General features: G+C 54.1%; 13 protein-coding genes. 4 read left to right on the plus strand and 9 right to left on the minus strand.

The window, feature by feature from the left end:
- Positions 1–5: 5 nt before the first annotated feature.
- The 7 genes from JTN23_RS16710 to JTN23_RS16740 form a co-directional block, all read right to left on the minus strand.
- Entirely contained in the window at positions 6–3,524 is a 3,519-nt protein-coding gene (locus JTN23_RS16710) for a TonB-dependent receptor (RefSeq protein ID WP_247236147.1), read from the minus strand.
- Positions 3,525–3,752: 228 nt separating this feature from the next.
- On the minus strand, positions 3,753–4,820 hold the full coding sequence (locus JTN23_RS16715) for a FecR family protein (protein WP_247236148.1): 1,068 nt from the start codon (positions 4,818–4,820) through the stop codon (positions 3,753–3,755).
- A gap of 128 nt (positions 4,821–4,948) precedes the next feature.
- Positions 4,949–5,554: an RNA polymerase sigma factor gene (locus JTN23_RS16720; protein ID WP_247236149.1), complete on the minus strand. Its 606-nt coding sequence runs from the start codon at positions 5,552–5,554 to the stop codon at positions 4,949–4,951.
- A gap of 374 nt (positions 5,555–5,928) precedes the next feature.
- Positions 5,929–7,008 carry a phytase gene (locus JTN23_RS16725; protein ID WP_247236151.1) on the minus strand — a complete coding sequence of 360 codons (1,080 nt, stop codon included), beginning with the start codon at positions 7,006–7,008 and terminating at the stop codon, positions 5,929–5,931.
- A gap of 49 nt (positions 7,009–7,057) precedes the next feature.
- Entirely contained in the window at positions 7,058–8,326 is a 1,269-nt protein-coding gene (locus JTN23_RS16730; RefSeq protein WP_247236152.1) for a right-handed parallel beta-helix repeat-containing protein, read from the minus strand.
- A gap of 48 nt (positions 8,327–8,374) precedes the next feature.
- Positions 8,375–11,095 (minus strand): TonB-dependent receptor, encoded by a 2,721-nt coding sequence (locus JTN23_RS16735; RefSeq protein WP_310586725.1) that lies wholly within the window; start codon positions 11,093–11,095, stop codon positions 8,375–8,377.
- Positions 11,096–11,393: 298 nt separating this feature from the next.
- Positions 11,394–13,055 (minus strand): tetratricopeptide repeat protein, encoded by a 1,662-nt coding sequence (locus JTN23_RS16740; RefSeq protein WP_247236156.1) that lies wholly within the window; start codon positions 13,053–13,055, stop codon positions 11,394–11,396.
- 221 nt (positions 13,056–13,276) lie between these two features.
- Here JTN23_RS16740 and JTN23_RS16745 point away from each other — a divergent pair, with 221 nt between their 5' ends.
- The 4 genes from JTN23_RS16745 to JTN23_RS16760 all read left to right on the plus strand — a co-directional run bounded on the left by JTN23_RS16745 (position 13,277) and on the right by JTN23_RS16760 (position 20,165).
- A complete protein-coding gene (locus JTN23_RS16745; protein ID WP_247236158.1) occupies positions 13,277–14,233 on the plus strand; it encodes an isopenicillin N synthase family dioxygenase in 957 nt (318 codons plus the stop codon).
- A gap of 127 nt (positions 14,234–14,360) precedes the next feature.
- Positions 14,361–15,533 (plus strand): chromate efflux transporter, encoded by a 1,173-nt coding sequence (gene chrA, locus JTN23_RS16750; RefSeq protein ID WP_247236159.1) that lies wholly within the window; start codon positions 14,361–14,363, stop codon positions 15,531–15,533.
- Between the two features lie 91 nt (positions 15,534–15,624).
- Complete coding sequence (locus tag JTN23_RS16755; protein WP_247236160.1) at positions 15,625–18,594, plus strand: serine hydrolase domain-containing protein; 2,970 nt, start codon at positions 15,625–15,627, stop codon at positions 18,592–18,594.
- A 71-nt stretch (positions 18,595–18,665) separates the two neighbouring features.
- The gene (locus tag JTN23_RS16760; RefSeq protein WP_247236161.1) at positions 18,666–20,165 is read left to right on the plus strand and encodes a hypothetical protein; all 1,500 of its coding nucleotides are present in this window, start codon (positions 18,666–18,668) and stop codon (positions 20,163–20,165) included.
- A gap of 72 nt (positions 20,166–20,237) precedes the next feature.
- On the opposite strand, the gene pgl is transcribed toward JTN23_RS16760, so the two are convergent.
- Together pgl and zwf are read right to left on the minus strand one after the other, a co-directional pair.
- A complete protein-coding gene (gene pgl / locus JTN23_RS16765) occupies positions 20,238–20,969 on the minus strand; it encodes a 6-phosphogluconolactonase (RefSeq protein ID WP_247236163.1) in 732 nt (243 codons plus the stop codon).
- Positions 20,970–20,978: 9 nt separating this feature from the next.
- A complete protein-coding gene (zwf, locus tag JTN23_RS16770; protein ID WP_247236165.1) occupies positions 20,979–22,493 on the minus strand; it encodes a glucose-6-phosphate dehydrogenase in 1,515 nt (504 codons plus the stop codon).
- Between the last annotated feature and the right edge of the window lie 32 nt (positions 22,494–22,525).

The raw sequence follows: 22,525 nt of genomic DNA on the forward strand, positions 1-22,525 counted from the left end.
GCGGATTAGAATCCGAAGTTGATTCCGATCTGGTACATCTTAGCATTTGGGTAGTTACCCTGATCGATACCCAGTACAGTACTGCCCGGTGTAGAGCCTACCGAGGTGATCTCAGGGTCGATACCGCTGTACTTGGTGATGGTGAACAGGTTCTGAGCCTGAACGTACACACGGGCACTTGACAGACCAATCTTGGACAGTGTACCGGCAGGCAGTGTATAGCCCAGAGTGATGTTCTTCATACGCAGGTACGAGCCGTCTTCAATGAAGTAGCTGGAAGGCTGCTGGCTGCGGCTGTCGTTGGCATCCAGGATCGGCAGTACAGCGTCAGGATTCTCAGGAGTCCACGAGTCGTACAGCATACGGAGGCTACGGTTACCGGCCTGGTTGTTAAAGTCAACCCAGCGCTTCACCATGTTGAGTACCTGGTTGCCCTGTACGCCCTGCAGGAAGGCCGAGAAGTCGAAGTTCTTATAGCCCAGGTTCAGGTTGATACCGTAGGTAAAGTCAGGATGCGGGTTGCCCAGGAACACCCGGTCATTGTCAGTGATGGTACCGTCACCGTCGGTGTCCTGGTACTTGTACTTACCCACAGCCGCGTAACCAGGGTACTTAGGTCCGGCGTCAACTTCACCCTGATTCTGATAGATACCGTCGATCTTCAGACCGTAGAACGAGTACAGCGGCATACCGGCTACGGAGCGAGTCCAGGTATAGCTACGGATAGCCGGTCCCAGCAGTACGGCGGTGGCGCTGTTGTTGAGCTTTACTACGTTGTTGCGATAGGTAGAGAAGTTAATACCTACTCCGTAGGTCAGGGCACCGTTCATGGCCTGATCGTTGTAGTTCAGGCCCAGGTCAAGTCCTTTGTTGCTCATTTCACCTACGTTCACGAAAGGAATAGTAGCCACACCCTGGGTAGCCGGTAGTGCCACCTGGTACAGCATATCCGATGTAACGCGGTTGTACACATCCAGGTTGAAGCCAAACTTGCCCTTCAGGAAGGTAACGTCCAGACCGATGTTGGTCTGCGTAGTAGTTTCCCACTTGGCGTCCTGATTCCCGAAGGCTTCGGTATCAAATCCGGCCACTACGGAGTTGTTGGAACCCGTGATCGGATACGACGATTGGTTGAGGGTAGAGCGGTAGGTACTGAAACCATTGTAGTTACCGATCTCCTGGTTACCGGTCTGTCCCCAGCCGGCTCTCAGCTTCAGATCATCCAGCCAGGTCAGATTCGACATGAACCCTTCCTGTGAGATACGCCATCCGGCACTGAACGCCGGGAAAGTACCGTAGCGGTTGTTCTGACCGAAGCGCGAAGAACCATCACGACGTACGGTAGCTTCGAGCAGGTAGCGGTCCAGGAGGGAGTAGTTGACCTTACCGAATACCGAGAAGAGCGCCCACTCGTACCCGGTGCCACTGTTGTTGATACCAGCACTACCCGAGTTGAGGTACATAAAGAGCGGATCTTCCGAGAAGAAGGTCGTACGGGTGGCCGAGAAGTTACGTCCCGTGCCTTTGATGGCTTCAGTACCGGCCAGTACGCTCAGCTTATGAATATCCGCGAAGGACTTGCTGTAGTTCAGGGTGTTGGTCCAGGTCCAGTTGATATCGTACGCGTTGGCGTTGGTCAGTGAGTTGGCTGGTTCGATCTCCGCCTCTTCCAGGTCCATCAGCACGTAGGATACGCGGTTGGCATTGTTATAGTCAATACCCATGCTCGTACGGGCCACCAGATCCTTCATGATATCCGCTTCGGCGTACACATTTCCGAAAGCACGGAAGGTGTTCAACTGGTTGTTGCGGCCTCTCCAGAGCTGAGCTACCGGGTTGGTAGCAGGTCCCAGACCAGCCGCGCGGGTAGCGGCAAAGTTGCCCATGATGTCATACACCGGAATGATCGAAGGTATACGGTATCCGTTACCGATGGGGTTACCATCCTGGTTGTTGGCGGTGCTGCCGGTACCGTTGTTGTGGTAGTAGCCTTTGTTCTGGGTGTAGCTTACTTCCAGGTTTTCGCCGAAACGTACGCGCTTCTTAAAGGTAAACTCCGTGTTAGAACGTAGTGAGTAGCGGTCAAACGACGTATGGATCATGACACCATCCTGCTTGAAGTAGTTCAGGGAGATAGCGTAACGGCCATTTTCGGTACCACCTGTAGCTCCCAGGTTGTACTCCTGAATGGGAGCCGGACGAAGAATTTCTTTATGCCAGTCGGTACCTTCCTTATTCGCTTCTACAATCTGGTAGAAACCTGCCGCATTGTAGTTGTACAGCGAAGGGTTAACCCGGGGATCTGTTGCCGACAGGCCATACGCAGAACCCGCCAGGATATAGTCAGGTACTACCGCCGAAGGGCCATTGCCGTACTGCTGGTGCGACGGATTACCGTTGGTCAGTACACCGGCGTTTCGGCGCTGCGTCCAGAGCAGGTCACCGAATAGCTGCGGGTCTTTGATCAGTCCCAGCTCTACCTTACCGGTCTGGATGCCGGTACGGCTGTTGAATGTAAACTGAGGCGCTCCGATCTTTCCTTTCTTGGTAGTAATGATGATTACCCCGTTGGCCGCGCGTGCACCATAGATAGAAGCCGAAGAGGCATCTTTCAGTACCTGCATCGACTCGATGTTGTTGGGGTTGATGCTGTTGAGGCCCCCTTTGGTAGGTACCCCGTCAATAATGTACAGCGGATCGTTGTCGTTGACAGTACCAAAGCCGCGGATACGTACGGTAGCTTCACCACCCGGCGTGTTGTTAGAAGTAACGGTTACACCGGCTACCCGGCCCTGCAGCTGCTGGGCTACGTTAGGTGCCGCTACTTTGGTCAGTTCGGTGGCATCTACGGTGGATACCGCACCGGTGATATCCCGCTTGGACTGCGTAGAATATCCCGTTACAACTACTTCGCTCAGAGTCTTGATATCACCCTGGAGCGTCACGGTTACCTGCGACTTATTAGTCACATTGATTTCCTGAGTCAGGAAGCCAATGGATGATACCACCAGCGTAGTACTTCCATCGGGTACATTGATGGTAAAGTTACCGTCCACATCGGTAGTAGTACCCACCGAGCTGTTTTTTACAACCACAGTCGCTCCAGGAATTCCTTCACCGCTTCCATCCACGACTTTTCCTTTGACCGGAAAAAGCACGCTCTGAGATGTTTTGACTCCTTCCGGCTGATCGGCCGACTTAGCAACCGATCTTTTTAGGAGGATCTGGGTACCCGATACTTCGTAGGAGATCTGCAGGGGAGCCAGGAAGTTACTCAGTACCGACTCCAGTTTCTCCTCCTTCGCACTGAAGGATACCTTGCGCTGTGAGCGTATCAGCTCAGGGCTGTACATGAAGTTGACACCCGAGGCTTTACTGATCTTTTCGAGGGCCGCTCCTATCCGCTCTTCCTTGATACTGATCGTTAATCGGCGATTCAGTACTTCCTGGGCAAAGCCGCTGGAAGCCAAGGACAAGCCCGAAAACTGAATGACAATAAACAACTGTATGAGGCTGATTCTCATAATTTTAAGCAGGCATTTCCGCTGGTAAAAGGTTTTTTTCATACTTTTGTCTGTGTTGTTGGTTTAAAAAATCAGCAAAAAGGGTCCCTGATCCCCATTGGGGACTTTTCTTTGCGCCAGCCTAGAAACGGGGGATTTTCAATCGGGGTGAACGGTGTTGCCGCACTGTTCACCCCATTTTGTTCTCTGTGTTTTTATCGAATAGAGTTAAGGGTTTAGGTTAGATAATTATAGACAGGAATTTCCTTTGATACGTATCTTCTCCTCGGTAATCTCATAGTCGGCTTCCAGTATCGTACAGATCCATCTGATCTTATTTTCCAGTGGCTCATCCCCCAGCGTGGCCGTGATACTGCAGTTGGCCATCTGATCTTTATTGTAGTCTATATCTACCCCGTACGCATTTCCGAGTGCGGCGAATACTTCCCCGACCGGGGCTTCGGAGTAGGTAAAGGGCTGATGTTCGATAGCCAGGTTCAGGAGTACGGAGCTCTTCTGTGTCGACCGTACCAGCGTCAGATTAGTCCGGTCAAAGCTAGCCTGCTCGTTTTGAGTCAGCACTAATCTGGCGGCCGGTTCACCGTTTGCGGACTCCGCTTCCCTATGACTATATACGTACACCTTTCCCGTCTTTACGGCCACCTCCACTTGCCCGTCCTTGCGGCCCGCCCTGATACTGAAACTCGTCCCGTGTACCTGCGCCACCAGTTCATTGGCATATACATAGAAGGGCTGCTCCGGATTTTTGGTCACTTCAAAGAAAGCCTCACCTGACAGGTATACCTCCCGCTTAGCCGGGTCAAACTGCCGGGGGTGCCGGATGCTGCTATATCCCTGGAGCACTACCGAACTTCCGTCCGGCAACCGAACATACTTCACATCCCCGTCACTATTTTTGATTTCGGTGAGGCCTGTATACTCCCCTTCTCCGATCTTTGATAAGGCTGAGCCCTCTCCCGAATGGACAGATCCGTACAGTAGTAACCCTATACCAAGTGCAACAATCAGTGAAGCCGCTACGGCCCAGCGATACTTTATCCGTGCGAACAGGCGAACTACTTTGTTGCGTCTCCTCTCCTCCTCTATATTCTTAGCAATACGGAGTGCCTGCCTGATCCTGTGCTCAACATATATATCAGATACCTCCAGACTATTAGCTTCTACGGAGTTGACCAAAGCTATGGCATTTTCCAGAACGGCTCTCCGCAGCGGCTCTACTTTCACCCATTCCTCCCAGCGAGCATCATCCTCAGGCTTTTCTCCTCTTGCCCATTTCAGGAAATCAGAGTTTTTCATCAGGTACTCTAAGGATGCTGTATAGGAGTGGTTCATGAGTGGATAAGAGTGCCATTTCTACTAGTATCCTTTTATATGGCTGGAATACTCACTTGCCGCAGAGAATTTTTAAAATTATTTAAATAGTGCTATACTATTTGGCAAAAAGAACAAACAGCGATCATATAAGGTAAGGTAGATGGCCATAGCTCACGCAGATTGCCAAGCGCCCGCTGAATAATGTTACTGACGGATTGAGGATTGATGGAAAGAAGACCCGCTATTTCCTCGGGCTTGAGGTTTTGGAAGAAGCGCAGATAAATAACCTCCTGCTGGCGCGACGGAAGCTGGTCGAGTACCCCCTGCATTTGCTTTTGAAGAGCCTGATCACTTTCTACCTGTATGAGTGAGTCCTCTCGTGAAAACTCCGGAACCAGATCGTCAAAGCGCCCGGTGAGCTCTACCTCTTCCGTGCGTGGTTTGATGGTTTTCAGGATGCGGTGACGGAACGACTTGAGCAGGTAAAATCTGACCGAAGGTGTGTCATTGATGGTTTCCCGGTGCAGCCACAAATGTACCAGCAGGTCCTGCAGTGCATCCTCAATCAGCTGTACATTGGGCGTAAACTTCTGCCCGTATTGGAGTAATGTCCGATAGTACCGCCTGGCCAGCTCGGTATAGGCCTCCTCATCTCCTTCTCTGAAATAGCTCCAGAGCACTGCATCATCTGTAATTTTCGTAAACCGGGGTGACATAAGTACAGCAGAAATAACATTCGCTGAATCAAATGTATACAGTCAGGTTATCTTATAAAATAGTATTCTGCACTTTATAGAAATATCAAAATTAAATTACGGAATCGTCCCAAGTAGCCCAAATATTTAATACTAAATTAACTAGTTACTTCTTTTTATAATAGTCAAATTTAACTATGCAACTGAGCTCCACGCTCTGGCAGCCAGCCGACTACTATCAGTAGGTAATCTGAGACATCTGATAAAATCAAACCCCCAGTCGAAGTAGGCACTGGTAGCGCCACCGGCTTTCCAATAAGCTATCATAAAAAATACGTTCGGCCCATGGGGCCGGACGTATGCTCATTTCTATACTAAGCCTTCTTAATTAGCTACTACTGCAGTTCGGTTCCGGCTATATCTTCCCAGCGGTACAGGTGGAACGTCCGGTCGTTGCTCATGACTACGAAAAGTCCCTTCTGGAAAAGCCGGTCGAGGGGGAGTGAAACCACCTCGGAGCCATCACTCTCCGCAGCCCTTACCCGTACTACCTTCAGCTCGGTATGCTGGTGCGGCGCCCCGGCTTCGCCTTCCCGACGGAAAATATGAAACTGGTTGTGCTGCTGGTCCGACACCAGAATATAGCCGGTAGTGGGCGACGTCTGGTAGATGGAGATACCCTCGTGGTCGGCGGCAAAGCCGGTAGTGGCAAAGAGCGCCAGTTCTTTATTTCCTTTGTCCGGATCGGCGAAGTACTTACGTACGCCTTTGCCTTCGTCGGAGTAGTACACGTAGCCCAGTTCGTCATCCACCGCAATGGATTCGATCTCTTTGAGGCCGCTGTAGGCTCCGAACTTACGTACCAGCGTAGCTTTTATCTGTCCGCTCCCGTTGTCTTCCAGCAGGTACTGCCACAGGTAGGTACCATCGGTGGGGCCGGTCTTGCGTCCTACAATGGCGTAGATCTGCCCCGCCTTCGAACGGTACAGGCCGATGCCCATCAGGTCACGCTCCTCCTTACCCGTCTGCCCCTCAAATACCTCGATACCTCCCTGGTCTATAGGTTTCATATCGGGCAGGGAGAAGATTCGCAGCTTATGCGTGTAGCGCTCGGTCACAACAGCGATGTCGGTGGGCCTGCCGCCCAGCATCAGGCCGTACTCCACATCCACGTTGTTGGGGCGCTGCAGGCCGCGTACTACCTTCTCAGGCTGTATCTTCCCTTCCAGGTTGAACACGTACAGCGCTCCGTCCTGGTCTTTGTCGGTACCTAGTATGAGGCTTTGGGAGGGGTCGGCGGGGTTGATCCACACCGCCGGGTCGTCGGAATCGTGCTGTACCGGCTCTGTTACATAGATCGGCTCTACTACGGCTACCGAGTCGGCTACTCCGCTGTCGGTATGCAGGCTGTTGGCAGTCTGGCACCCATACGCCAACAGGCTGCATCCGATAATTATTAAGATATAATTTTTCAAAACTGTGTCAGTTAGCAACGACTATCATACGTGTACAAAAGGCTACCGCTTACTTGGTACCAAAGGCACCGATGTAGGTAGCAGGCGCGGGCGACTTGTAGGTGACACCGTTGATGGCAAGACCATCGGCATAGAGACGGGTAAAGTCGGTACGTCCTTTGCCCAGCGCGGGTGAACCAGTCTGCAGGTGGAAGTCCCAGGCTGTATTAAAGGTAGGGTTGGTCATGCTGGTGCTCAGTGGGTAGTTTACGAACTTAGGATCGTTGTCACCTACTTTGGCCGCCAGCAGGTCGTTAACACCGGCAATGATTTCGGTAGATGGCTGGAACTGCTTCACGGCGTCTTCACTGTGGCCGTAGTACAGCGTAGTGCCAATCACGGAGCGGTTGTCTTCGGGAGCGCCCTTATCACGCTTGATACCGAAGCGGTCGTTGGCCAGGAGGTTGTTGTACAGGTCGGCACGCACCGACTTTTCCAGCCAGATCGAGCCCCCTTTGGTAGTAGGACGGCGCCAGCCCGCGTTGATGATGGTGTTGTTGTAGCCAACAATGTATGCCTGAGGGCTGCGATCACCGGAGTTGGAAAGTTTGAGGGCGTTGGTATTGGGGCTGTACACCAGGTTGAAAGCGATGTCTGCCTGTACACCTGACTTAATGTTGATAGCATCTCCACCCGATACACCCGTCGTGTAGAAGAGGTTGTTGGCAATGATCACTTTACCCCCTTCGATGTAAAAACCATCTTCGTTGAAGTTACGGATCGTGCTGTTCATCACCACCAGCTTACCGTTGAGAGCCGGGTAGTAGATAACGGGTACGTGCTCACCTGCTGCGGCCTTGTACAAGCCTGCCTTTACCGAAGGTGACTCTTCGGTAGTAACGGCACCACCGTACTCCAGGATGGTATTCTTGATCACGAATTCGGCAGCGTTAGGGCCCGCGATCAGACCACCCCACAGGTTTCCGAATTCATTTTTAGCCGTTTTCCAGGCATCGGGTACCGTAAACTTCACCGGTGCTTCGGCCGTACCGAGGCTATACAGGTTACCCAGTACTACTACCTCCGGCTTCACCACCGAATCACTGAACAGTACCGTAACGCCTTCTTCGATGGTCAGGGACTTACCGGCCGGGATCTGCAGGTGACCGGTGATCTTGTAGGTATTTCCTTTTTTCCAGGTACCTGATACCTCACCGGCTACCGACTCCTGAACGGTTGGCTTTTCCTCCTCAACGGGAGTTACCTCAGTGTCATTATTGTTGCAGGCCTGGAAGCTAAGCAGGGCAGCGGCTGCCATGTACATAAATACCTTTTTCATTTCTAACATGATGGTTTGTTGTTATAAATTGGTTGACTGTTTTGTTGCTTATAGTTTGTAGCGTACCCCCAGAATATAGGAGCGCTGGTAGTAATCGCGCCGGATCAGCGTGCGCTGGCTTCCCTTCTGGAACGGAATGCCGTCGTTACGGGCGCTTACGTTGTTGATGTACACCTCCATGGGCGTGTTGAGCAGGTTATTGGCCTTCATAAACAGGCTCCAGCCCCTACCCAGGCGCTTTTCCAGCGACGCATCCACCTGTACGAACCCCTTCTGCCACAAGTCGTTGTCCACAAATTGCGATACCGTATTGATGCGGTCGCCGGTATAGCCAGCAGCCAGTTGGGCATCGAGCTGGCGACGGGTATCCTTGTAGAGCAGCGTCAGGTTGGCCACGTGCGCCGACTGTCCGAAGAGGGGCCGGGTCTGGTTGACCAGGATGGTCTCGAGGTCACCGCTCTCGTTGCGGATCCGCTTTGATTTGAGCGTGGTGATGGTAGAGTGTGTATAGGTGTAGTTGGCCTTGATGCCCCACCGGCGCAGGTACCGGATGTAGTCCACTTCCAGGCCGTAGTTCGTGGCATTGCCGAAGTTGCCGGGCGAGTAGTACTGGTCCTGGCCCCGGATGGCGTCGCGCTGCAGGGTATACTCAATGGGGTCTTTGATGGATTTATAGAAAACACCTACCATAAACTGCTCCGAGGCACTAGGGTACCGCTCGTAGCGCAGGTCCAGGTTGTCGGCGATGGTGCGTCTCAGGTCGGGGTTACCGCGCTCCTGAAACTCTTCGTTGACGATGCGGTAGGGAACAATCTCAAAAAAGCCCGGGCGGTTGATAGAGCGGAAGTAGGAGGTCCGCAGATTGCTATGGCCGTGCATCTTGTACGTCAGGTGCAGGCTGGGGAGCCAGTCGGTGTACACCTGGCTGTTGGTGGGGCGCCCTTCGCCAATGGGAAACTTCATGGTGTAGCCCTGATTGGTGGCCTCGGCCCGTACTCCACCCAGCACTTCCAGATTACTCACCTGCCCTTTGACCTGCAGGTACCCGGCCCGGATAGACTCGGTGGCGTCGTAGTTAAGAGCCGTCGCTACGGCTCCGCGCGGGTTCTGGATGGTCCACTCGATCTGCGAGTAGTCGGTGAAGTCCTCGCCGTAGCGGGCAAAAAGGTTGGCAGGGCGTAGCTGGTAGTTGTTGTAGAAGTTGGTGCGGGACTTGTCGCGGTACAGCCCTCCTGCCGACCACTCGGTGGCTACTTCGCCCAGCCTACGGGTGTAGGTCAGGTTGAGGTAGGCGGCCAGGTCGCGGTCGGTGTTGAGTTCCCAACGGCGCGAGGCGTCATCGACGGTAGTGCGTCGCTCAACGAAGTTTTCGCGTACCCCCACCAGCGGTACCGTCACGTTGTCGGGCTCCTCGTTGGTAGCCAGCGAGTACACCGCCGACCAGCGTAGCTGCAAAGCATCCAGCAGCTGATGCCGCCCCTGCAGGGTACTGTTATGGATCTGCTGGCGGGTCAGGCGTGAGCGGGTCGAGTAGCCAAGGGTGGCGTTGCCCAGTTGGGGGTCATACCCTCCGATGGTGAGTTGGGTCGTTTTCTGATCACGCACCTGAATATTGGTCAGATTCAGGTAGGCATTGTACCACTCCAGGCGGTGACGGGCATTGAAGCGGTAGTCGGCTTTGGCGTGCAGGCCATAGCGACGCTGCTGCTCCGAGAACTCGCGATCCCGCATTCTGTTAAGGGTGACGCCGCGCAGGGTATCTACGGTTTCGAAATCAAAAAACAGGCTGTTGCTCCCCCGGTAGGTATTCTGGAAGCTACCTGCCACCAGTACCCCCAACTTATGGTTCAGAAACTGGTTTCCGATGGATAGTCCTCCGACGAGGTTGGGCAGGGGCGACTGCGAGCGATAGGTGACCGCCGCCTTCGAAAAATCCTTGGGGGTGGCGCTGTACTGATTTCCAAACCGCTCGTAGGGCGACTGCGTCTGGATGTTGCGGTTGTCGTAGCTGGTAAAGGGGCGCTGCACGAACAGCTCATTGTAGCCCGTAGCCAGATTGCCCGATACCACCAGGTGGTCAGGAGCATCTTTCATGACCATATTGATCACTCCACCGACGGCATCACCTTCCATATTGGGCGTCAGGGCCTTTACCACCTCCAGACGGTCCAACAGCTCCGAGGGGAAGATATCCAGGGGTACGTAGCGGTACTTGTTGTCGGGGCTGGGGATCTTTACGCCGTTGACGAGGGTGTAGTTGTAGCGCTTGTCCATACCGCGCAGGATGGCGTGCTGTCCGTCACCGTTGCTGTTGCGCTCTACCGACACCCCCGATACCCGCTGGATCACGTTGGCTACGGTCAGGTCGGGCGATAGCTCGATGGCCTTGCCCGATACGATATTAAGTACCTGGCTGGCGTTGCGCTCCATGGAGCGGGCGGTCGTTTCGGACGCGCCGTCGCGTTTTCCAACCACGGCCACTTCGTTCAGGGTACTGTACACCGCCGGTGCCAGGGACAGGTTGAGCGGCTTAGCCTCCGGCATGGGTACCTTCACATCCAATGACTGCGACGCATAGGATACGTGCCGGACCACGAGCCGGTAATCGCCTTTAGGCAGATTGGCTATGGCAAAGGTGCCGTCCAGCCCGGATACATCGTAGTAGGTGGTGTTTTCGAGAAGTAGGGTGACGCCTACAATGGGCTCACCGGTTTCGGCTTCTACAATTCTCCCCCGAAGTACCTGCGCCGAAGCGCTTCCAACAAGCAAACACAGAAGTAGGAGGAGTAAAGGAGTACGTGCCATCAGTGCAAATCATTTTTTTCATACTAGCCCGACCCGTTGAGCTGGGGCGGGTGTCAAACGACAGCACGAAGGTGAATACAGTAGGGGCAGAGCTCCAAATCAGGGGCGTTAACAAACAGGCAACATTGGGCCCAAAGCCATAAACAAAGCGTTAACAAACGTAACAAAACAATCTCAACCTACTGATTTACAGTACCAACCGGCGTTACCAGCAAGCCATTATCTTTGTATTACGATACTGTTACCTCAATGTTAAGCGGGCTCAGATGGACTGGATATAGGCAGAAAGGCTATCGCCCTGGGGAAGGTTGAGTTTCTTGCGCAGACGGTACCGCATCACCCTGAGGCTGTCAGTCGAGACGCCAAGTAGCGTGGCCACATCGCGCGAGTCGAGGTTCATGCGGATGAGCGCCACCAGACGAATATCATTGGTGGTGAGGTGGTCATACTGCTGCTGCAGTCGGGTCAGAAACGACTGGTGTACCTGGTCAAAGATGGTCCTGAACTCGTCCCAGTGGTCGTCGTGGGTAATGTTCTGCTGGATCTGTTCGATGAGCTGCTTCAGCTGCTTTTTCTGGTCGCGCTTTTCATCTTTCACCATCGACTCCATAGTACCACGCAGGCCATCCAGGAACTGATTCTTCCCGATCAGATGCAGCGTGTGGGAGGTTAGCTCTTTGGCCTTTATTTCCAGCTCCTGCTTCAGCGACTCCTCTTCCAGCTTTTTGTTTTTCAGCTCCAGGAGCATGAGCTGGTTGCGGGCCTCGTTCTGACTGCGGAGCGCCTGCTCGTTTTTGAGCTTGAGGCGCTGGCGGCTGATCACCAATCCTCCGACTACTACCACCAGCAGCACGATCAGCACCACCGCCCCCGTAATGAGCCGGGCCCGCTCCTGCTCGTGGGTCAGGCTTTCTATTTCGTTGTCTTTTTTCTCCAGATCGTACAGCGTCTGGAGCAGGGCCATCTGCTTGTTGGCTTCGTCCGAATAGATATCAGTCTGGTACTTACGGCTGAGGTTCAGGTAGTAGTAGGCGCTGTCGTTGCGGTTGAGAAGGTTGTAGCCTTTGGCTAGGTCGTTGTAGGCTCCGGTAAGCTGGTAGCGGATCCCCTTCTGCTGAGCGAGCGCCAGGGCCTGCCAGCTGTAGGCGAGCCCCTGACGGTAGCGGCCGGTTTTGCGGAGTACGTCCCCGAGGTTGTTCAGGATTTCGATCTGCGCTATCTCATCGCCATTCTTTTTATTGATCAGCAGGGCTTTGTTATAATTGACAAAGGCCGAGTCGTACTGCTCCAGATCCTCATAAATGCTACCCAGGTTTTCGTAGATCTTGGCGATACCCGGCTGGTGGGCTACGCTCTGGTAGTCGGCCAGTGCCTGACGCTGCAGGTAAAAGGCACTGTCGTAGCGTTGCTGTTTTTCGTAGAGCTGCCCGATCTTTCCCAGCGTTTCGGCCCGCCCCGCCCGGTTACCCGTCTGTTGGTAGATGGCCAGCGCTTTATCGTAGTGCTGGCGGGCCTGGTCCGGCTGGTGGCTGTAATAGTACAGCAGTCCCTGGTCGTTGAGGTTGCGGGCCAGGGGTTCGTCCTGCCGGTGCTCCCTGAATCTTTTCTCGGCCTGCTGGTAGTAGTCCAGCGCCTGCGGGTAGTAGCCCGTCTGGTACATGACACGCCCCATCTCATGCAGGTAGCGCGCCGCGTCTACCTCCTTCTTATCGTGGACTGCCCGGGCGTAGTGGGTACGCAGCTGCAGCAGCAGCGAGTCCGGGCGCCCTCCGTCTGGTGACTTTTTTAACTCTGAGTGGTCAATTTCGGCGGAGTAGTTTCCCAGCGCAATACCTGAGGATATAATACCAATAAAGAAGACCATTAGCAGGTACCTGGTCAAAACCTTGACGAAACCCACTGAGTTGTAAATAAAACGTCGCACAGATGCAGTAACTAACTGGTTCAATAGCGCCAAATTAGCTAATTATGATACGCCTGCCGGCAAGTTCACAAATTGTTAACGTTGGGATGAGGATGAGAGGAATTTCATTTTATACGGAATGCTGTCCTCCCTTCCGCCTTTCTTACACCTCCTGCTGCACTGCTTTACGTTATAGTTGCATAAACAACAGATTGTCCTGACATTTGTAAAAAATATTGACTATGGAACAAGCATTGCTGGAAGAAGTACCTTCGCTGGACCTGGCCGAATTTAACTCGGGTGATCCGCAGCGAAAAGCAAAATTTGTAGCAGACCTGGGTGCTGCCTTTAATAACATTGGATTTGTGGCGATCAAAAATCACGGGCTAAATGAAGAGCTCCGCCACAACCTGTACGACGCGGTACAGCGTTTTTTTCAACTCCCTGAAGACGTAAAAAAGAAATACGAATTCGCAGAACTGCACGGACAGCGCGGCTATATCGGCAAAGGCAAAGAGACGGCCAAGGGCTTCAAAGTAGCTGACCTGAAGGAGTTTTATCACGTGGGGCAACCTGAGCCCGAAGGTGATATGTTCAGGAATATATTTCCTGAGGAGGTACCTGATTTTCAGACCTATACTCAGCAGGTATATAGTACCTTCGAAAATACCGGGAAGACGCTCCTGCGGGCCATTGCCATCTACCTGGAACTACCCGAAGACTACTTCGAAGACAAAGTACGCAACGGCGACAGCATCCTGCGGGCGCTGCACTACTTCCCCATCGAAAATCCGGACCTGTTGCCGGAGGGAGCCGTACGGGCTGCCGCTCACGGTGACATCAACCTCATCACGCTGCTGATGGGAGCCAGTGCGGAAGGTCTGGAAGTACTGCGGCGCGACGGCAAGTGGATTGCCATTACGGCCCTGCCCGACCAGATCGTGGTGAACGTGGGTGATATGCTGGACCGCCTTACCAACCACAAGCTGAAATCGACCATCCACCGCGTAGTAAACCCGCCGCGTGAGAAGATGGGTACTTCACGCTACTCGATTCCGTTCTTTATGCACCCCCGTGGTGATATGAATCTGACGTGTCTGGAAAGCTGTATCGACGAACAACATCCAAAACTATATACCGACATGACGGCGGGTGAGTTTCTGGATGAGCGTCTGCGCGAACTGGGACTGAAGAAATAGCAGGATTTTCTTCGCCCGCTACGGGCGCTTTCCAGCCTCATTTCAAAGAACTTCCTGTGTAAAGTGCGCAGGAAGTTCTTTTTTTACGACTTTTACATACTGTTCCTACGTATACAACCCACTATTAATGCGGAGATTCCGGTACATCATTTACCTGAGAGACATACTACTACTGGCCTGTACGGCTTTTGGTGGACCTCAGGTACACCTGATGATGATGCTGGAACTGCTCGTACAAAAGCGCAGGTACCTTACTGAGGAAGAGCTTCTCGAACTGCAGGCACTCTGCCAGGTACTACCGGGACCTACCTCTACGCAGACGGTCACCGCCCTGGGCTTTAAGATCGGCGGCCCTAACCTGGCCTACCTTACGCTGCTAGTGTGGTCGTTACCAGCCATGGTACTTATGACACTGGCGGCCATTGGTACGCACTACCTGCAGGCCAATGACATATCACTGTCCTTTACCCGCTTTGTAGGTCCCATGGCGGTAGCCTTTCTGATGTTTGGCGGGTATCGCATCGCTCAGAAGGTGATCCATGGCTACCAGGGATGGACGTTGATGATTATCTCATCCGTAGTAGCCTACCTGTTTCCCTCACCGTACGTAACGCCCCTGCTGATCCTGGTGGGTGGGGTGATGGCTTCGCTTAACTACCGCAAGCACGAGGTCATGGATAAGGAGCCCCTGCGGATCGAGTGGGCCAATTTTTTTCTGTGGCTGGGGGTGCTGGTAGCGGCGGCGGCATTGGGTGCTATTACGCGCTCGCTGCCGGTACGTCTGTTCGAGAACTTCTACCGCAACGGCAGCCTGGTATTTGGCGGCGGGCAGGTACTGATCCCCATGCTTTACAATGAGTTTGTGGTATTTAAGCACTACCTCACCCGGCAGGAGTTTCTGTCGGGTATGGCCCTTACGCAGGTAGTACCCGGGCCGGTGTTCTCGATCTCTACCTACGTAGGGGGCATGTCTATGGAGCATTACGGGATCAGCGGCCAGATCCTGGGCGCCGTCATAGCCACGGTAGGCATTTTTCTGCCGGGTACCTTTCTGATCTTCTTTGTGTACCGCTTCTGGGACCAGTTGAAGAAGTACCGGGGTATCCGGGCTTCGCTGGACGGTATCCACGCGGCCAGTTGCGGTCTTACGGTAGCCGCCGCTATTATCCTGTTTCAGCCCATGGCTACGCAGCTACAGCCCCTGCTCACGGTAGTAGGCACCCTGCTGGTCCTTTACTTCACCCGCGTTCCCTCCTACCTCATTATTCTGGGAGGTCTGGTACTGGGGCTTGTTTTTTAGCTCAGCTAAATAGCACATATTCATGCGGGCTGGGTTGCAAACCTGCGCAGGATTTCCAAACTTTGAAGATATTTTAATCTATTCCAAACCCATGAAAAAAGTACTGACGGTCCTCTGTCTGACTATTGCCTTTATTGTTTCTCATTTCTCTGCCTTTGCCCAGATTAGTACCCCGCCCGACTTTCTAGGGGCGAATCGCCAGTGGGTCGACTCGGTATTTGCGACCCTTACCCCCGATGAGCGCATTGCGCAGCTGATCATGGTGGCCGCTACCTCCGATACCCGTCGAGCCCTTATTGACACTGCACGCAGCAATCCGGCCTACGTAGCGAAGCTGATCCGGGAGAATAAGATCGGGGGGGTGGTATTCTTCCAGGGAGGGCCGGTACCACAGGCACGGCTGACCAACTATTTCCAGTCTATATCCAAAGTACCGCTGCTGGTAGCCATGGATGCCGAATGGGGCCTGGCCATGCGCATCGACAGCACCGTACGCTACCCCTACCAGATCACGATGGGAGCCATGCAGGGACACGACGACCTCATCTACCAGATGGGCGCACAGTTGGCCCAGCAGGCCCGGCGACTGGGTGTACATATCAACTTTGCTCCCGTAGCCGACGTCAACAATAACCCTAATAACCCCGTTATTGGCTTTCGCTCGTTTGGGGAGAATAAGTACCGGGTTGCCGAAAAGGCGGTGGCCTACATGAAGGGGATGCAGGACCACGGCCTGCTGACCAGTGCCAAACATTTCCCCGGCCACGGCGACACGGGTGTGGATTCGCACTACGACCTGCCCGTGATCGGCAAAGATATTACGCAGCTGGACTCGCTGGAACTGTATCCGTTCCGGGTGCTGATCAACAACGGACTGAGTGGTATGATGATCGCGCACCTGAGTATACCGGCGCTTGATAAAACACCCAACCTTCCCTCTACCCTCTCAAAGCCCATCGTGACCGACCTGCTGAAGTTCAAGCTGGGCTTCAACGGGCTGATCTACTCCGACGCCATGAACATGAAGGGCGTTACCAAGTACTTCTCCAATGGCAAGGCTGACGCTATGGGTCTGGAAGCTGGCATGGATATTCTAGAGTTTACGGAAGATGTCCCCATGGCTATCGCCGAGATCAAGAACGCCATCGCGGCAGGCCGGATCTCCCAGGCCCAGATCGACGATCGTGTTCGCAAAGTACTGGCGGCTAAAGCCTGGGTAGGTCTCGATCGCCTTAAGCCTGTTGATATGACCAATCTGGTAGAGGATCTGAACCCCAAAGCCGCTGAGCTGACCAACCGGCTCATGGTAGAAAACGCCCTGACGGTACTTAAAAACGATGGCAATCTGCTGCCACTTCGCCAGCTGGATACACTCAGGATCGCGGCGATTTCGCTGGGGTCTGATAAACCTACTAAATTCCAGGAGATAGCGGGTCTGTACACAAAGGTAGATACTTTCAATATTCCGGCTCGTCCTACCGAGGCACAACTCGCTGCACTTAATGCAAAGCTCAACGACTACAACCTGCTGCTGGTAGGGGTACACCTCAACAGCGTGTCGCCCCGCCTGAACTTCGGCCTGACGGAGCAGATGAACGCGGTACTTAACCAGCTCACGGCTACGGGCAAGGCCGTAGTGAGCCTCTTTGGCAACCCGTACGTCCTGAACAAGGTCCAGAACCCCGAGCAGGCCAAAGCCCTGGTGATGACCTACCAGATGACGCCTTATACCGAAGACCTGGCCGCCCAATTGATCTTTGGCGCGATACCAGCCAGAGGCAAACTACCCGTGACGGTGAATGAGCGCTTCGCCTACGGAGCCGGTATCGAAACACCCGCCATCTGCCGCATGAAGTACACCATTCCGGAAGAGGTGGGGCTGGATTCAAAGATTATCACGCACAAGATTGACTCCATTGCTAACTACGCCATTGCCCAGAAGGCTACGCCCGGCTGCGTGGTACAACTGGCTAAGGACGGCAAGGTATTTTTCCGTAAAGCCTACGGTACCCATACGTACGAGCAGCAAAAGCCTACGCAGCTCACCGACCTGTACGACCTGGCTTCGGTAACCAAGGTAACGGCCGCTACGCTGGCGCTGATGAGCCTGTGGGATCAGAAGAAATTTGACCTGGATGCCCCCATGAAGGCGTACCTGCCCTTCTTTGCAGGCTCTAACAAGGCAGACCTGAAATGGCGGGATGTACTGACTCACCAGGCCCGTCTGAAGGCCTGGATTCCTTTCTGGCGTGACGCTAAAAACCCGAATGGTACCTGGAAAAAGAACACTTTCACGACCCAGAAGTCGGAGGATTTCCCGATTGAGGTAGTTCAGGACAGCCTGTACCTGCACAAAGACTACCCCCAGAAAATATTCAAGGCTATCCGCGACTCACCTCTGAATCCGGAGCCCGGCTATGTGTACAGCGACTTTTCATTCTACCTCTATCCGCAGATCGTCGAGAACCAGACCGGAATGGAGATGGAAGAGTACCTTAAAAAGAACTACTACAGCAAGCTAGGGGCCAGTACGCTTACGTACAATCCGCTCCGCTACTATGATATTAACCGCATAGTACCCACCGAGCGCGATACGTTTTTCCGGCAGACGGTCATTCGCGGCAAAGTACACGACGAAGGTGCCGTGATGCTGGCCGGATTCAGCGGCCACGCGGGACTCTTTGGCAATGCCAATGACCTGATGAAAGTAACGCAGATGTACCTGCAGAAAGGAAGCTACGGCGGCCAGCAGTTGCTCAGCCCCGATGTACTGACCGAATTTACGAGGTACCAGTACCCTGAAACAGGAAGCCGCCGCGGTATTGGTTTTGATAAGCCTACCTTCAAGTACACCGGCAATGCGCCTAAGTACGCCCACCCCATGAGCTACGGCCATACCGGCTTTACGGGTATTATGGTATGGATGGACCCAGCCATAAACCTCAACTACGTGTTCCTGTCGAACCGGGTGTACCCCACGCGTGACAACAACAAGATCTCGCAGCTCAACATCCGTACCGCCATCATGGACGCCGTATATGAGCAGCTCTATAAGAAGTAACTGTAATCATCCTCATACGAAGTAGAAAAAGCCGCAGGAGCGGCTTTTTCTACTTCAGACCCTTGTATCGCATGAAATCCGTTTGCTTCTCCCCCGTACGCTTTTTACTTCTTTGGATAGTACTTTCTCTCTCCTGTACCAGGCCAGTTGGCTCCCAAAGCAGCAGCTCCCGCGAAGGACTGACCGGGGTAACCTTGCGTAAGGAGATCAGCCAGTACGGTATCACCTGGACTTTTGACCAACCCGCCAAAACCGGCCAGTTTATCACCGGTGACTGGTGGGTAGTAGGTCCGGTACGTATCGTTAAGATCACCCCTGAACCGGGACCAGCCCGCGTAGATAACTCCGCTATTAAGATCAACCACTGGAACGACACCAGCCTCAAAAAGGATACCTTCATGCGCAACGGCTCCATGATCGTACTGAAGGCTGGCTACACCCAGGGCTACGACTCCCGCAGTGGTTCGTTCAGCCCGAAGGACGTGATCAACCTCCCTCTGGACCTCTCCCCCAACCGGTCACTCATCTCCTCCATCAGCAATACGTCGCTCTCCGTTGATCATTTCAGCAAAGATCTGATGTGGGACAATGAAAAGCAGTGTCAGGTAGTGATGAAGGCGGCGGCGGTACTTACCTGCCTGCCCGCGGAACCTCCGGCCGATGCCTTCAGACCACCCTACGCCGGTACTGATAAGCCTCTATTTAGAACCAAAGATATCCGATGGGACCTGCTGCCCCGGCTCCAGCCTGCTGGCGAAGTACCTTCGTGGGAGGCTTTTGAGCGGTACTTCCAGCGCCCCTGGATCGACCACATCCTGAGCTGGTCGCAGCAGGAGCTGGTTCCCAACGAAAACCAGCCCAACTATGGTCGTGAGTACGCCCGCCTCGTGTCCATAGCCAGCCTGATGGTGATGCTGGACGTTCCAAAGGAACGGAAGGAAAAGCTAACCATAGAGCTGATTCAGCGTGGTATCGACCTGTACGGATTGGCGATGGTAGGTGGCTACTGGAACGAAGGCGGCGGGCACTCGAGTGGCCGCAAATGGCCGATTCTGTTCGCGAGTATTATGCTGGACAACCCTACCCTGGCGCAACTGCCCGAAACGGCCCTTTTTCACGAAGACACGCAGACGTACTACGGGAAGGGATGGTTTGGACAAACGGCACTGTGGCAAATGATCACCCACCACGGCAGGCGAGACCCGTACGAGGAGAAGCACCCGGACCAGTGGGAGAAGTGGGACAAAACATCAGAGAGCTACCGTACCTGCTGCAATGCCTCCGCCTGGACCGGTACCGCTCTGGCCGCCCGCTACCTGAAGGCCATCCGGCTATGGAACCACGACGCGCACTTTGACTACATCGAGCGGTGGATGCGGGAGGATGACCCCTACGCGAGTGCGCGTGGCAACTACCCGCGCCCCAAAGCCGAAACTACTACTTACGATCCTTTCGTAACGGCCATGTGGCGCGCGCACCGCTCGCAGGCACCCGGGCAGGAGGGAGCGGGTAATCCCCGAAAGTTTGTATGGCAGGGAAATAAAGGCGTGTGGGTGAGCAATCCGAAGTAGATTGAAAAATAGCAATACAACAAAAAGGCGGAGATGGGTCTCCGCCTTTTTGTTTGAATATACTTAATCTGGTTATGCTTTATTGGTCAGCTGAGCCGCCGCCGCTTCATCCACCATCCATATCACTTCTCCTTCCTGGGGTTGGATGAGTTGGGAGGGGTACTGCTCCGGATTCCGTTCGCCTTCCAGTACCTCGTACAGAGCCTTGGCCTTGTTGCTGCCAAACGTCATGAAGCAGATCATACGGGCCTGATTGATGAGCGGGGCCGTGAGGGTAACGCGGTGCATCGACTGCGGCTCCAGATAGTAGGCCTGCACCCAGCGCGAGGGCTCGTGCAGTACCTCCGTACCGGGGAACAGCGAAGCCATGTGCCCGTCATCCCCCATTCCCAGTAGGATCAGGTCAAACTGCGGGGCTTCCTGGCCGAAGTGCTTCTGCAGTAGCTGCTCGTATTGATCGGCAAATGCCTCCGGCTCGGTCTCTTCTGCCCACATGGGGTAGATCTGCTCCTGGGGGACAGGTACCTTGTTTAGGAATGTTTCCTGAGCCATTTTGGCGTTGCTGCGTTCATCCGTTAGGGGTACCCAGCGCTCATCGCCCCAGAATATGTAGGTCTTTTGCCAAGGTACCTGTTCCAGGTAGGGCGACTCCGCCAGCATGTTGTACAGCTGCACCGGCGACGACCCACCCGTCAGGGCTACGGTAAAGCGTCCGTTCTGCAGTACCGCCTTCTCGGCGGCCTGTACAAATAGCAGAGCAGCCGCCTGGCTGAGCTGATCTTTATTTTCAAATATCTGTAACATAGTTTTCAGTTAATGGGATAAGGAAACTGTCCAGGTGTGGCCGTCGCGGGCGATGAGAGCCTCGGCGTTTTCGGGTCCCCACATGCCGGCGGCGTAGTTCGGGAATTCCAGCGACTGCCGCGACTCCCAGGTTTCCAGGATAGGCGTGATCACCTCCCAGGCCACCTCCACCTGATCCGAACGCATAAACAGCGTTGCATCGCCCTGCATGGCATCCAGCAGGAGGGTTTCGTACGCCTCCGGCGACTGCGATTGAGCAGTCCCCCCGTTGCCGTTAAAGTCAAACACCATTTCGGCGGGCGTCAGTGCCATCTGCAGACCAGTCTTCTTCGCCATAAAGCGCAGGCGGATATCCATCTGCGGCTGTATGTTGATGATCAGTCGGTTAGGCAGGATATTCTCAGACATGGCCGTCGGGAACGTCAGGTGCGGCACCGGACGGAATTGAATGGTAATGGAAGAACTCTTCTCCTGCATACGCTTGCCGGTACGGAGGTAGAAGGGTACTCCCTGCCAGCGCCAGTTGTCCAGGTAGAACTTCACGGCCGCGTAGGTCTCGGTCTGGGACTTGGGATCTACTCCCTGCTCCTGCCGGTAACCAGGTACCTGCTTGCCTTTCAGCCAACCTGGCCCGTACTGGCCGCGCACGGCATACTTGCCTACATCTTCTCGTGATAGTCGCCGGATGGCCTCCAGCACGTCTACCTTCCGGTTGCGTATCTCCTCGGCCTCGAACGTCACTGGCGGCTCCATCGCCACCATACATAGCAGCTGCAGGAGGTGATTCTGGATCATATCGCGCAGGGCGCCTGAGCCTTCGTAGTAGCCACCCCGATCCTCCACGCCTACCTCCTCGGCCACCGTGATCTGCACGTACTCGATGTAGTTACGGTTCCATAGGGGTTCGAAGAGAGCATTGGCAAAGCGGAACGCCAGTATGTTCTGTACAGTCTCTTTACCCAGATAGTGGTCGATCCGGTAGATCTGTGACTCCTGGAAAGTACGGGTCAGCAGTTGGTTCAGCTGCCGGGCCGACCCCAGGTCATGCCCGAAGGGCTTCTCCACCACGATCCGGTCACGATCTACGTCACTGGCTATACCTACCTGAGCCAGATTGACCGTAATGGGTTCGATAAAGTTAGGCGCTACCGACAGGTAGAACAACCGGTTGGCCCGTGTTCCCCACTCTTCTTCCAGCGCATGGATCTTATCCGCCAGCTGCTGGTAGGAGGCCGGATCGTTGATGTTGGACTGCAGGTAATAGATCGAGCTGCGAAACTTCTCCCAGGAGGCGTCAGTAGGCTTACCGCTGCGTGAGAATTCATTAAGCCCTTCCCGCAGGTGTTGCTGGTACTTGGCATCATCCGTCGCCGTCCGGCCCAGGCCTATTACGGCAAAGTGCTCGGGCATCCACCCGTCCAGGAACAGATTGTAAAAAGCCGGAACCAGTTTCCGCTTGGTCAGGTCGCCGGTCCCACCGAATATGACCGCTATGGTAGGAGCCGCTTTATTTGTCGAATACATAGAATATCAATAGATAAAAAGGAGAGAAAGTC

This window comes from Telluribacter roseus, from assembly GCF_017355915.2.
Classification (GTDB): domain Bacteria; phylum Bacteroidota; class Bacteroidia; order Cytophagales; family Spirosomataceae; genus Telluribacter.